At 71.9% G+C, this 12,963-nt stretch carries 10 protein-coding genes and 1 pseudogene; 4 read left to right on the top strand and 7 right to left on the bottom strand.

Annotated features, from left to right (window positions below; genetic code table 11):
- Positions 1-2,283, bottom strand: a complete 2,283-nt coding sequence (locus tag ACZ7LT_RS18470) for a bifunctional serine/threonine-protein kinase/ABC transporter substrate-binding protein (protein WP_471237111.1) — start codon at positions 2,281-2,283, stop codon at positions 1-3.
- Complete coding sequence (locus ACZ7LT_RS18465) at positions 2,280-3,125, bottom strand: hypothetical protein (protein ID WP_471237110.1); 846 nt, start codon at positions 3,123-3,125, stop codon at positions 2,280-2,282. The genes ACZ7LT_RS18470 and ACZ7LT_RS18465 overlap by 4 nt, the downstream gene beginning before the upstream one ends.
- Before the next feature lie 266 nt (positions 3,126-3,391).
- On the opposite strand from ACZ7LT_RS18465, the gene ACZ7LT_RS18460 reads away from it, so the two are divergent.
- Together ACZ7LT_RS18460 and rarD are read left to right on the top strand one after the other, a co-directional pair.
- Positions 3,392-4,252 (top strand): SDR family oxidoreductase, encoded by an 861-nt coding sequence (locus ACZ7LT_RS18460; RefSeq protein WP_471237109.1) that lies wholly within the window; start codon positions 3,392-3,394, stop codon positions 4,250-4,252.
- A gap of 144 nt (positions 4,253-4,396) precedes the next feature.
- Positions 4,397-5,377, top strand: a complete 981-nt coding sequence (gene rarD / locus ACZ7LT_RS18455; protein ID WP_471237108.1) for an EamA family transporter RarD — start codon at positions 4,397-4,399, stop codon at positions 5,375-5,377.
- Positions 5,378-5,431: 54 nt separating this feature from the next.
- On the opposite strand, the gene ACZ7LT_RS18450 is transcribed toward rarD, so the two are convergent.
- The 3 genes and pseudogenes from ACZ7LT_RS18450 to ACZ7LT_RS18440 all read right to left on the bottom strand — a co-directional run bounded on the left by ACZ7LT_RS18450 (position 5,432) and on the right by ACZ7LT_RS18440 (position 8,182).
- Positions 5,432-5,758: a hypothetical protein gene (locus tag ACZ7LT_RS18450; protein ID WP_471237477.1), complete on the bottom strand. Its 327-nt coding sequence runs from the start codon at positions 5,756-5,758 to the stop codon at positions 5,432-5,434.
- 697 nt (positions 5,759-6,455) lie between these two features.
- Positions 6,456-6,512, bottom strand: a pseudogene (locus tag ACZ7LT_RS18445) (hypothetical protein); the annotation flags it as partial.
- Between the two features lie 239 nt (positions 6,513-6,751).
- Positions 6,752-8,182, bottom strand: coding sequence for an MFS transporter (locus tag ACZ7LT_RS18440; RefSeq protein WP_471237107.1), 1,431 nt, complete (start codon positions 8,180-8,182; stop codon positions 6,752-6,754).
- A 100-nt stretch (positions 8,183-8,282) separates the two neighbouring features.
- Here ACZ7LT_RS18440 and ACZ7LT_RS18435 point away from each other — a divergent pair, with 100 nt between their 5' ends.
- Entirely contained in the window at positions 8,283-8,741 is a 459-nt protein-coding gene (locus tag ACZ7LT_RS18435) for a winged helix-turn-helix transcriptional regulator (RefSeq protein WP_471237106.1), read from the top strand.
- Between the two features lie 301 nt (positions 8,742-9,042).
- Positions 9,043-10,377, top strand: coding sequence for a M28 family peptidase (locus ACZ7LT_RS18430; protein ID WP_471237105.1), 1,335 nt, complete (start codon positions 9,043-9,045; stop codon positions 10,375-10,377).
- Positions 10,378-10,486: 109 nt separating this feature from the next.
- Here ACZ7LT_RS18430 and ACZ7LT_RS18425 read toward each other — a convergent pair whose 3' ends face one another.
- Together ACZ7LT_RS18425 and ACZ7LT_RS18420 are read right to left on the bottom strand one after the other, a co-directional pair.
- Entirely contained in the window at positions 10,487-11,701 is a 1,215-nt protein-coding gene (locus ACZ7LT_RS18425; protein WP_471237104.1) for a LolA family protein, read from the bottom strand.
- Positions 11,702-11,856: 155 nt separating this feature from the next.
- Entirely contained in the window at positions 11,857-12,867 is a 1,011-nt protein-coding gene (locus ACZ7LT_RS18420) for a polyprenyl synthetase family protein (protein ID WP_471237103.1), read from the bottom strand.
- Positions 12,868-12,963 lie beyond the last annotated feature (96 nt).

Genomic DNA, 12,963 nt, shown 5'->3' with positions numbered 1-12,963 from the left:
TCACGTCCGCCGGGTGGTGGGCGGCCCGGCGGGGGCGAATTCGAGCGGCTTGTAGCGGCCGCCCTCCACGACGTACATGAAGGTGCCCACGCCGCGCAGGTCGCCCGTCTCGTGGTCGAAGACATAACCGCCCATGACTCCCTCGTACTTCACCTTGCGCAACACGGGGGTGAGGGTGGTGCGGTCGGGGCGCTTGCCGCCCTTGGCGGCCTTCACCACCTCCTGGATCAGGAGGTTGACGACGTCGTAGGCCTCACCCGCGTAGTACGCGGGGCCGGTGCCGTACGTCGCGCGGTGCGCGGCGACGAAGGCCGCGGCTTCCTTCCTGGTCGTGGGGTCGACGGCGGGTGCGCCGAGGATCCAGCCCTCGGCCGCCTCCCCGGCCTCCTTGAGGAACTGGGGTCCGAAGACGTGCTGGCCGGCCACCTTCATGCCGGTGAAGCCGAGGTCCTTCAGAGCGCGGGCGGCGAGGACGGCGCTGGGGGTGAGTCCGCAGTGGACGTACGCGTCGATGCCGTCGGCCGTCATCCGGGCGAGCACGGACTTGTAGTCGGTGAGGCCGCCGGGGACCACCCGGGGGTACGGGACGATCTCGCCTTGGCGGAAGGCGAAGTTGGCGCCGCCGATGTACTGCCAGGCGTAGGTGTCGTCGGTGCGTTCCTGGAGGATGCCGGGCCGGCGGCTGCGGGTCTTGGCCTGGACGTAGTAGGCGAGGTACATGCCCGCGAAGGGGTGCGGCGGGCAGGCCCGCAGGATGGTGCGCCCTTGGCTCTCGCTATTGCTGGTGAGCAGGTTGAGCCCGGCGGAAACCGTGATCAGCGGGACGCGGGCCTCGTCGTAGACGGGGAGCGCCTCCTGCGAGGTGTAGTCGGAGGTGGAGCCGAGCACGCCGAGGACGTCGGGGTCGGTGGTGAGGCGGCGGGCGGCGGCGGCCGCGCGGTAGCGGTCGCCGGCGTCGTCGGAGACTTTCAGTTCGAGGGTGAAGGGCTTGTCGGCGCGGGCGTTGAAGCGGTCGACCGCGAGGCGGGCGCCGCGTTCCTGGGCGATGCCGAGGTCCTTGGCGGGCCCGGTCAGGTCGGCCTGGACGCCGATGATCCAGCGCTGCTTCTTCGGCGGCGGCGCGGTCTTCGTACCGCCGTCGTCCTTCAGGGCGGTCCAGATGCCGACCCCCGCGGCGGCGGCGAGCGCCACCGACCCGCCGATCAGGAGGAACTTCCGTCTGCCGACGGCCTGGGTGCCTTCGCCGGCGTGCGTGGGCTCGATGTCGGGCAGGGCGAGCATGCGGGCGGAGCGTTCGGCGATGGTCCGGACGACGGGGGCGGGCAGCCAGTCGGCGGCCGTGTCGGGGGTGTCCTCGGTGAGGAGGGCGGTGACCTGCTCGGCGGTGGGCCGGTCGGCGGGGTTCTTGGCGAGGCAGGCCCGCAGCGGATCGAGGAGTGCCTCGGGCACGCCGACCAGGTCGGGTTCGTCGTGGACGGTGCGGTACAGCAGGGCGTCGACGGCGCCCGAGCCGAAGGGCGGGCGGCCGGTCGCCGCGAAGGCGAGCAGGCAGCCGAGCGCGAAGACGTCGCTGGCCGGGCCGATCTCGTCGGCGCGGGCCTCGGCCTGTTCGGGAGCGAGGAAGCCGGGGGTGCCGACGACCATGTCGGTGGCGGTGAGCGCGGTCTCCTCGGCGGTCCGGGCGATGCCGAAGTCGATCAGGCGCGGGCCGTCGACGGCGAGCAGGACGTTGCCGGGTTTCACGTCGCGGTGGACGAGACCCGCGGCGTGTACGGCGGCGAGGGCGCGGGCGATCGCCCCGCCGGTGATCCGTACGCTGCGGGCCGGCAGCGGACCATGGGCCCGTACGGCCTCGCCGAGCGAGGGGCCGGGGACGAAGGCGGTGGCCAGCCAGGGCTTGGGGGCCTCCGGGTCGGCGCCGGTGACGGGGACGGCCCAGGGGCTGGAGACCCGGCGGGCGGCCTCGACCTCGCGCCGGAAGCGGGTGCGGAAGTCGGGCTGGTCGGCCTGGTCGGCGTGGGTGACCTTCACCGCGGCGAGTTCACCGCCGTCCGTACGGCCGAGGTAGACGACGCCCATGCCGCCCGCGCCGAGCCGGCCGAGGAGGCGGTAGGCGGCGATCACGGAGGGGTCGGAGGCGAGGAGCGGCTGGACGGCGCCGGGTTCACGCTCGGGCGGAAGCGGCGGCGGGGGCGGGGGCGGGGTGGCGCCGGGAGTGGGCGCGGGCGGGGACGCGTCGGGCTCGCGCTCGGGCGGCGGCGGAGGTGGGGCGGCAGGGCTCATGACTGGGCCTCCAGCTGGGTCTCTGCCCGCTCGACCATGGTGACCAGGGCCTGGACCTGGGCGTGGTCGATCTCCTTCTCGACGTGGCCGGGGGCGCCCTTGGCGACGACGGCGACCGTGACCTGGGAGACCCGGGACTGGTACCAGGCGTATTTCTGGGGCCCGTCGAAGGCGTCGCTGTGGTACTTGCCGCCTTCGCCGAGCGAGTCGGCCGCGGTGTAGTTGCCACCGACTCCGAAGGGGTTGCCGAGCGAGATGAGGCCGCTGATGCGCTCGCCGTCGCGCAGCCGCTGGGCGGGGCAGCGCAGCGCCTCCTCCAGCGTCTGGGCCATCTCCCAGTCGGCGTCGGTCACGGTGCGGTGGACGGTGACGGTGGCCGAGACCCGCAGCGGGCCCTTGCCGGCCGCGGCGGGGATCTCGCTGTAGGCGGTGACGCTGTGGAGCACGGTCGCGGGGCGGGTGCCGGTCTCCCAGGTGCACTGTGCGCTCAGGACGGGCCAGTAGCCGGGGGCGCTGTGGTGCGGGCGGCGTGCCACGTAGTCGGGGCCCCAGGACTCCGGGCCCGCGACGATGGCGAGGGCGAGCCGCCGGGCGTCGGCCTCGGTGCGGGGCGCGCGGGCGGGGTCGGGGGTGAAGTCCAGCCGCCTCGGGGTGGGGTTCGTGGTCGGGCTCGCGCTCGGCCGGGCGGAGGCGCTCGGAGCCGGCGAACTCTTCGGTCGGGCGTCGTCATTGCCGCCCGGCCCGGAGCCGGTACAGCCGGTGAGGATCAGTCCGCCCGCCAGTAAGGCGCAGCAGGAGCGCAGCACTCTTCCGTATCCGTACGTCACAGGTCCCCCACGCACGCTCACACTTTCCCCGAGTGGTGACCAGATCGTACGCGCCTGGGGGTCAACGGGCGCTGGTTACCGGGGCATTGGGATCAATTGGTGACGCTGGCCGCGCGCGCCCGGTCGTCCGCTCGGGCGGCCTGCACGGGGGGACCCGGCGCTCGGTCAGGTCTGGAGGGTCTGGGCGAGGGAACACTTTCCAAAAGTTAGCGCCACACGTACGGTAAGTGGAGCACGCAAGGCCAAACCACGGAAACAGAACCGAACGGGAGCACCCCACCATGAGCATCGTCGTCACCGGAGCCACCGGACAGCTCGGCCGTCTCGTCGTCGACGAGCTGCTCGCCACCGTCCCCGCCGACCGCGTCGCCGCCGTCGTCCGGGACAAGGAGAAGGCCGCCGCCCTCGCCGAGCGCGGGGTCGAGCTGCGCGTCGCCGACTACTCCCGGCCCGAGACGCTGGCCGACGCCTTCGAGGCCGGCGACCGGGTCCTGCTGATCTCCGGCAGCGAGGTCGGGCAGCGGGTGGCGCAGCACGCCGCCGTGATCGCCGCGGCCAAGGCGGCGGGCGTCGCCCAGCTCGCGTACACCGGCGTCCTCGGCGGCCCGGAGGCCGACTTCCGCCTCGCCGACGAGCACAAGGAGACCGAGCGGCTGATCCTGGAGTCCGGCCTGCCGTACACCTTCCTGCGCAACGGCTGGTACACCGAGAACTACACCGAGCACCTCGCCCCGGTCCTCCAGCACGGCGCCGTCGTCGCCAGCGCGGGCGAGGGCCGGGTGGCCTCCGCGCCGCGCGCCGACTACGCGGCCGCCGCGGCGGCCGTACTGACCGGCGAGGGCCATCTCCACCAGGTCTACGAGCTGAGCGGCGACACCGCCTGGTCCTTCGCCGAGTACGCGGCCGAGGTCGCGCGGCTCTCCGGCAAGGAGATCGCCTACCAGGACGTACCGGCCCAGACCCATCTGTCGGTCCTCACCGGCGCGGGCGTCCCCGAGGCCTTCGCGGAGATCCTCGTCGACGTGGACGCCGCCGTACGCCGCGGCGCGCTGGCCCGGCGCAGCGGCGACCTGACCCGGCTGATCGGCCGCCCGACCACCCCGCTCGCCGAGACGATCGAGGCGGCGCTGCGGACCGCCTGACCCGCCCCGGTCGTGACCGTGGGCCGCCGTCGGGCCGTCCGACCGCCGCCCGGTCATGACCGTATTGCGGTACGGACATGACAGCCCGCCCTGTGCGGCGCTACCTTCGACAGGACAGGCGCGCGGCACAGGGCAGGAGGTTCGGTGAAGACACAAGGAGAGACCCGGGCAGGGTTGTTGTACGGGATCGGTGCCTACGGAATGTGGGGCCTGGTCCCGCTCTTCTGGCCGCTCCTCAAGCCCGCCGGGGCCATCGAGATCCTCGCCCACCGGATGGTCTGGTCCCTCGCCCTCGTGGGCCTCGTGCTGCTCGCGCTGCGCCGCTGGGGCTGGGTGCGGGAGCTGCTGCGCAGCCCCGCCAAGCTCGGCCTGATAGCCCTCGCCGCGGCCGTGATCACGGTCAACTGGGGCGTCTACATCTGGTCCGTGAACACCGGCCGGGTCGTCGAGGCGTCGCTCGGCTACTTCATCAATCCGCTCGTCACGATCGCGATGGGCGTCGTGCTCCTGAAGGAGCGGCTGCGGCCGGCCCAGTGGGCCGCCGTCGGCATCGGCTTCGCGGCCGTGCTGGTGCTCGCCGTCGGGTACGGGCAGCCGCCCTGGATCTCGCTGACGCTGGCCCTGTCCTTCGCCATCTACGGCCTGGTGAAGAAGAAGGTCAACATCGGCGGCCTGGAGTCGCTGGCCGCGGAGACCGCGATCCAGTTCCTGCCCGCGCTCGCCTACCTGCTGTGGCTCGGCGCCCAGGGCTCGATCACCTTCGGCACCGAGGGCCCGGGCCACGCGGCCCTGCTCGCCGCGACCGGCCTGGTCACGGCCGCGCCCCTGGTCTGCTTCGGCGCGGCGGCGATCCGGGTCCCGCTGTCCACGCTGGGCCTGCTCCAGTACCTGGCCCCGGTCTTCCAGTTCCTCCTCGGCGTCGTCTACTTCCACGAGGCGATGCCGCCCGAGCGCTGGGCCGGCTTCTCCCTGGTCTGGCTCGCCCTCACCCTCCTGACCTGGGACGCCCTCCGCACGGCCCGCCGCGGCCGCACAGAGGCGGCCCGCCTGGCCGCCGAGGCGGCGACGGCCGGGGCGGCGAAGCCACGGACGGAGGCACGGGCACCGGAGGTCAAGGCGCGCTAAGACTGGACCCGCAATTCACCAGAAGGTGAGCTGTGGACTGCACGCGGGGCACTCTTAGCGCGCCTCCCGGTCTGCCAGGCAGATCCGCGGCACGGCACCGGAGCGGGCGCGGTACTCGTGGATGGCCTCGATCATGTCGCGTGCGGCCAGGGCCAGGTGGCGTGCGTACGACCACGGCCCGAGCGCGCCGCCTGCGGGGCCGTCCGCCTTGAGCTGCTGCCAGGTCTCCACGACGGCGGCGGCGCGCGGTGAACGCTCCGCCGCGGGAATCTCTTCGACACCGAGGACCATCGTCGCGAACTCCACCGCCTCGGCGACACGGTCGGCGAGTGTCGACTTGGAAGTACGCGCCAGGGAGCCGATCCGCCATGGCCTGGGCACGGTCCCAGTAACGCCAGGCGGTCCCGGTGTCGCCGCGTAGGGCGGCGGTGTATCCGGCCTCGAAGGTGAGCGCTCCTGCAACCGCGAGTACATCGTCGTGGGCGTCGGGCAACAGCGGCTCCAGATAGGCGAGCGTCTCCGAGCACACGGAGTCCGCGGCGTCGAAGTGGTTCGGCCCCGAGTCGCGGTGAGCCTGCGCCATCAGCCACGCGGACACACCCATGACGTGGGGGTCCTCGGACTGCTGGGCGGCGACCATGCTGCGCTCGGCCACCCGCCAGAGGAGGCCGACGTCCGGCTGGTAGGCCAGGAAGAACTGCGACAGCGCGTAGACCTCCGCGAGGACGGCTTGGGCGGAGCGCCGGCCTGAGGGGGTCTCGGCTCGTTTGACGGCCACCTGTGCGTCGCGGATCAGGTCGGGCAGCAGAACACCGATGACCTCACGGTGGTTCGGTGACGCGTGACGGGCCGACCACGCGCGGGCCAGACGGGCGGCGAGGTGTTCCGCGGCGGGGGCAGGCCGGTCCGCCAGATGGGGGAAGGCGTTGACGGCCTCCCGCACGGCGGCGAGCCGTGGATGCCCTGGGCCGACGAACAGCTCGGCGCGCATGTCCGGGCGTCCCGTCAGATCGGCGAGGTCACGCACCCGGAGCGCCTCCGCGACGGCGAGTACGGTTTCGATGCCGGGTGGCTGGAGCTGACCGTTCTCCACCCGCTTCACCCAGGACAGTGATCGTCCGAGCAGTCCGGCCATCACCGTGCGGCTCATTCCGCGTCGCTCGCGGAGGATCTGCATTCTCTGCCCGAACACCAGCGGGTTGGCGAACGGGTCCGGGGTAGCGTCAGATGACACGGCCTCGCCCCTCTCCGATCAGCTCGACGCTGCCAGCCTAGGAGGCGCCGCCTATCCTGTGGGGCCTTTGGACAGACGGATGGCCCCTCCCGCCCAGACCGAGGGCGGGAGGGACACGTCCGGTCCGCGTCCGAGGCCCGCTACGCCGCCGTGCGTTCCGGGACGGGCTCCACCGACGGGGCGACCGGCTCGGCCGGGCGGGGGCGGGTGCGCAGGCCCATGGCCGTGAGGAGGGCGCCGAGGAGGACCATGGCCACCGGAACCACCAGGGCCGCGCGGAAGGCGGTCATCGGGTCGGAGGTCGCGCTCAGGCCGTAGACCGCGGTGACGGCCGAGATGCCGACCGCCGAGCCGAACTGGGTGGCGGTGGTGAGCAGGCCGCTGGCCAGGCCCTGTTCCTCCTCGTCGACGCCGTCGGTCGCGGCGATGGTGAGGGGGCCGTACACGACGGCGAAGGCCAGGCCGTTGAGTACCAGCAGCGGGAACATCGCCGCGTACGTCCAGTCCGAGCCGATCCGCAGGAACACGACGTACGTGACGGCCGCGAGGACGAAGCCGCCGAAGGCGACCTTGGCGTTGCCGAAGCGGTTGACCAGGCGCGGGGTGAGGGTGGGGGCGAGGATCGCGTCCACGCCCATCACGATCAGCGCGAGCGCCGTCTCGAAGGACGACCAGCCGCGCAGCTCCTGAAGGTAGAGCGTGACCACGAACTGGAAGCCGAAGAAGGCTCCGACGAAGAGCATCATGCCGAGGTCGGCGCGGACGGTCGCGGCCTTGCGCAGGAAGCCGAGCCGCACGAGCGGGTTCTTCGCGCGCCGCTCGATGGCGACGAACAGGCCGGTGAGCAGCAGCCCCGCGGCGAACGCGCCGACCGTCAGCTCCCAGGAGGCCAGACCGTGTTCGAGCCGGACGATGCCAAAGGCGAGCAGGAGCATCGCGCCCGACGCGGTCACCGCGCCGCCCAGGTCGAAGCCGCCCGCGCCGGGGGCGGGCCGGGCCTCGGCTGGGAGGAGCTTGAACGCGGCCAGCAGGACAGCGCCCGCGAGGATCACCGGAGCGAAGAAGACCCAGCGCCAGCCGAGTTGGGTGAGCAGTCCGCCGATGACCAGGCCGAGCGAGAAGCCGCCCGCCGCGGTGCCGGCGAAGACCAGCAGGGCCTTGTTGCGCTCGGGCCCCTCCGCGTACGAGGTCGTGATGATCGACATCGCGGCCGGGGTCATGAAGGCGGCCGCCACGCCGGTGACGAACCGGGCCACGATCAGCATCCAGCCCTCGGTGGCGAAGCCGCCGAGCCCGGAGAAGAGCATGAAGACGGTGAGCCAGGTCAGGAACATCCGGCGGCGGCCGAGAAGGTCGGCCGCGCGGCCGCCGAGGAGGGTGAAGCCGGCGTAGCCGAGGACGTACGCGCTCAGCACCCAGACCGCCGTCCCGGTCGGCAACCCCAGGTCGGATCTGATCGAGGGCACGGCCACGGCGAGCATGGCCACGTCGATGCCCTCCAGGAAGATCGTGCCGCAGAGGACGAGGAGGAGCGCCCAGGCGCGTGCGGACAGGGTCGGGTTCTGGGGCATGGGTGTCTCCGTGAAAGGGCGTACAGGAATGGGGGGGTTACCCGACCGCCGGTCGGTTCTCTCTTGTAACCACCTGCATCCTGCGGCACCATCGGGAGGCATGGAAGAAGGCACTTTGAAGGAACCGAGTCACTGCGAAGGCACCTATGGGGAGGGCCTGTACGGCGACACCGACCCCTTCCAGTGGGACACCCGGGAGGACTGCGAGGTCCGCCAGATCCTCGACCGGGTGGCGGACAAGTGGTCCTTGCTGGTCATCGCGCTGCTCGACCGCCGCCGTCTGCGCTTCACGGAGCTGCGCCGGGAGATCGACGGCATCAGCCAGCGCATGCTGACGGTGACCCTGCGTCAGCTGGAGCGCGACGGTCTGGTGAAGCGGACCGTGCACCCGGTGGTGCCGCCGCGGGTGGAGTACGAACTCACCCCGCTCGGCGGCACGCTGCACACGACGATCCGCTCGCTGGTGACCTGGACCGAGGTCCACCAGAACGAGATCGCGGCGGCGCGTGCGCGGTACGACCAGCGCGAGGCGGCGGAAGCGGCGCTGGCCACGGCCTGAAAGGCCGGCCTCGGTGACCCGCAGGGCACGCGATCCGGTCGTTGTCCGCCTGCGGCGCCCCCTCTGACCAGGCGTCACACAGCCCCGGTGCGCAGCCGCGTACCGGGGCTTTCGCATGAACGTCCGGTAAACGGACTTGCCTGACCGGTTTCCGCCCTTGACGGTAAGTCAAACTCTCCCTGAACATTCAGCACGCACACCGCGCACTGCACACGTACAGCTCCAACGCCCCGCGACACCGCCGTCGTGGGGCGTCTCGCACGTTCCGTCCCATCCCCGTACGGAATTCCGGAGCCCCCACATGACACTCTCCGTTCCGAGACGTTCCGCGGCCATAGCGGCGCTCGCCCTCGCCGGGCTGATAGCCACGGCCGCCCCCGCCGCCACCGCAGCACCGGCCGCCCCGGTGGCCACCACAGCCGCCACGACCACCGCCGCCGCGCCCGACATCCCGCTCGCCAACGTCAAGGCGCACCTCAACGACTTCCAGTCCATCGCCACTGCCAACGGCGGCAACCGCGCCCACGGCCGCGCCGGCTACAAGGCGTCGATCGACTTCGTGAAGGCCAAGCTGGACGCGGCCGGGTTCACCACCACCGTCCAGCAGTTCACCACCAGCGGCGCCACCGGCTACAACCTGATCGCCGACTGGCCCGGCGGCGACGCCAACCAGATCGTCATGGCCGGCGCCCACCTCGACTCGGTCTCCTCGGGGCCCGGGATCAACGACAACGCCTCCGGCTCGGCGGCGGTCCTGGAGACCGCGCTCGCCGTCTCCCGCGCGCAGTTCAAGCCCGCGAAGCACCTGCGGTTCGCCTGGTGGGGCGCGGAGGAGCTGGGCCTGGTCGGGTCGAAGTACTACGTGAACAACCTGCCGACCACCGAGCGGTCAAAGATCTCCGGCTATCTCAACTTCGACATGATCGGCTCGTCGAACGCGGGCTACTTCGTCTACGACGACGACCCGACGATCGAGAAGACGTTCAAGGACTACTTCGCCGGCATCGGCGTCGCCACCGAGATCGAGACCGAGGGCGACGGCCGCTCCGACCACGCCTCGTTCAAGAACGTCGGCATCCCGGTCGGCGGTCTGTTCACCGGCGCGAGCCGTACGAAGACCAGCGCCCAGGCCCAGAAGTGGGGCGGCACCGCCGGGCAGGCCTTCGACCGCTGCTACCACTCCTCGTGCGACACGACGGCGCAGATCAACGACACCGCCCTGGACCGCAACAGCGACGCGATCGCCCACGCCATCTGGTCCCTGTCGGCCGGCACCACCCAGCCGCCCGGTGAGACGTACGAGAACACCGCCGACGTCGCCATCCCGGACAACGGCGCGGCCGTCACCTCCACGGTCACCGTCTCCGGGCGTACGGGCAACGCCCCGGCCACCCTCAAGGTCGGCGTCGACATCATCCACACCTGGCGCGGTGACGTGGTCGTCGACCTCGTGGCGCCGGACGGGACCGTCTACCCGCTGAAGCCGTTCAGCTCAGGCGACTCGGCCGACAACATCCAGACGACGTACACCGTGAACGCCTCCAGCGAGGTCGCCAACGGTGCCTGGAAGCTGCGCGCCCAGGACAAGGCGGCCCAGGACACCGGCTACATCAACGCCTTCCGCCTCACCTTCTGAGGCCTTCTGAGGCCTTCTGAGCCGGAGGCATCCCACAAAAACCCGCGGGGCCCCGCCGTGCCGGAGGAGGCGCGGCCGGGCCCCGCGCTCAACGCGTGGCCGATCCGGGCTACTTGCCCGCGTCGGCGGCCTTCACCAGCGCGTCCTTGGTGACCGCGCCGACGTAGACGGTGCCGTCGTCGGTGAGGAGGGCGTTGACCAGGCGCGTCTTGAAGACCGTGCCCGAGCCGAACTTCCCGCTCACCTTGTCGCCGAGGGCGTTGAGGAACGCGTCGGCCTCCGGCGGCAGTTCGCCCTTCTCCGGCATCTTGGCGGCGCCTTCGGCGCCCGGGGCCTTGATCCGGGCGATCGTGGTCCAGCCCTCGCCGAGGACGTTCAGGCCGCCGCCCTTGAGCTCCGCCAGGCCCTCGGGGGCCTTCTCGGCCTCGCGGGCCGCCTGCGCGCCGTCGTCCTCGGTGACCTTCGCGCCCTTGGGCGGCGTGAAGTCGAAGGTGGAGGCGGCCGGCTTGGCGTAGTCGATCTTGGTGAAGCCCGCGTCGACCACCGGCTTGCCGCCGTCCGTCGACTTGAGGGTGAACTTCAGCGGCACACCCTTCTCGGCATCCACCGCCACCTTGATCGACTCGATCGTCGAGCCGCTCTGCTTGGGCTTGATCACCAGCTGGTACGCGTCACGGCCGGCCACCCGCGCCGTGCCGTCGACCGTCACCGACGTCGTCCCGTCGACGGCCTTCAGGGCCTCGTCGGCGAGGTCCTTCGGGGTGGAGGGCAGCTTCCCGGGCAGCTCCCTGCCCGCGTCACCCTTGCCGCCCTTCGCGCCGTCCTTGCCCGGGCCCGCGGGCTCCTTGGCGTGGTAGACCTCGTTCGACTTGCTGTCGTACGCCCAGACCTCGTCGCCGTTGTGGATCAGGCTGTACTCGTCGCCCTCGCCCAGCAGGGCCAGCCGCTGCCGGTCCGGGCCGTCGGCGGCCACCCGCAGCGTGTGCGTACCGGAGGTGAGCTCGGTGAGCTTGTCCTGCGGGGCCGCGGACGAGGAGGAGCCCGCCGGGCCGCCGGCCAGGCCGCCGAGGCCCGCGAGCGAGGGCAGCCCCAGGTCCGTGCTGATCTTCACCGTGCCGGAGAGCTGCTGGACGTCCGACGCGGCGATCTTCTCAATGAGTTCCTGTGCGCTGATCTTCGGCAGCTCGGGGTCGCCGGACGCGGCCAGTGCCGGGACGAGCCCGATGGTCGCCGCGGCCACCGAGGCCACCGCGACGGGGACGACGTAGCGCGCCGCCTTGCGGCGCCCCGCCTCCGTGGTGTGCGTGCTGTCGTTCGGTGCCATCGTGTGCCCTACCTCCGTGGTCGATGACATCCATCTCACCAAAGCGGGCGGGCGGAAGCGTCAGCCCCCGGAAGCAACTTCACGTACTGCTTCGGGATGACCCGACCCTGAGACGCCTCCGCTGCAGGGCCAGGGCGCCCGGGTGGCAGGCCCGGTCAGCCCGCGCGGTGCACCACCGCGTCACACAGCTCCTCCAGCGCCGCCTTCGCGTACCCGTCGGGCATCGGCGCCAGCAGCGCCCGCGCCTCCTCCGCGTACCGCACGGTGTCCCGGCGGGCCTGCTCCAGGGCCGGGTGCACCCGCAGCCGGCGCAGGGCCTCCGCGTGCCGGGCGTCGTCGCTCAGATCGCCGTCGAGGAGCTCGACGAGCGCCACGTCCTCGGGACGGCCGTGAGCCTCCGCCTGGGCCCGCAGGTAGAGCACCGGCAGCGTCGCAATGCCCTCGCGCAGGTCGGTGCCCGGGGTCTTGCCGGACTCGTGGGAGTCGGAGGCGATGTCCAGGACGTCGTCGGCGAGCTGGAAGGCGACGCCGAGCCGCTCGCCGTACTGGGTGAGCACGTCGACGATCCGCTCGTCCGCGCCGGACATCATCGCGCCGAACCGGCAGGAGACGGCGACCAGCGAGCCCGTCTTGCCGGCGAGGACCTCGAGGTAGTGGTCGACCGGGTCCCGTCCGTCACGCGGCCCAGCCGTCTCCAGGATCTGGCCGGTCACCAGACGTTCGAACGCCTCGGCCTGGATCCGGACCGCGTCGGGGCCAAGATCCGCCAGGATGTGCGAGGCCCGCGCGAAGAGGAAGTCACCCGTCAGGACGGCCACCGAGTTGCCCCAGCGGCTGTTGGCGCTGGGCGCGCCCCGTCGTACGTCCGCCTCGTCCATGACGTCGTCGTGGTACAGCGTCGCCAGGTGGGTCAGCTCGACCACCACGGCCGAGGGCACGACACCCGGCGCGTAGGGGTCGCCGAACTGGGCGGCGAGCATCACGAGCAGCGGACGGAAGCGCTTGCCCCCGGCGCGCAGCAGGTGTTGCGCGGCCTCGGTGATGAAGGGGACACCACTCTTGGTGGCATCGAGCAGCCCTGCCTCGACAGCTGCCAATCCGGTCTGGACATCGGCCTCAAGAGCCTGGTCCCGCACGCTCAGCCCGAACGGCCCGACGACGGTCACGAGGGGATCTCCTGTCTGCTGACGATCACACGGATTGTCGATGTGTCGCTGGATTCACTCAAGTCAGCGTATCCGGTCGCCTTTCGATCACCATGG

The sequence above is a fragment of the Streptomyces sp. NPDC039465 genome (assembly GCF_055639315.1).
The sequence above is the reverse complement of the archived record's forward strand: the minus strand, read 5'-3'. Positions and strand labels throughout refer to the sequence as shown.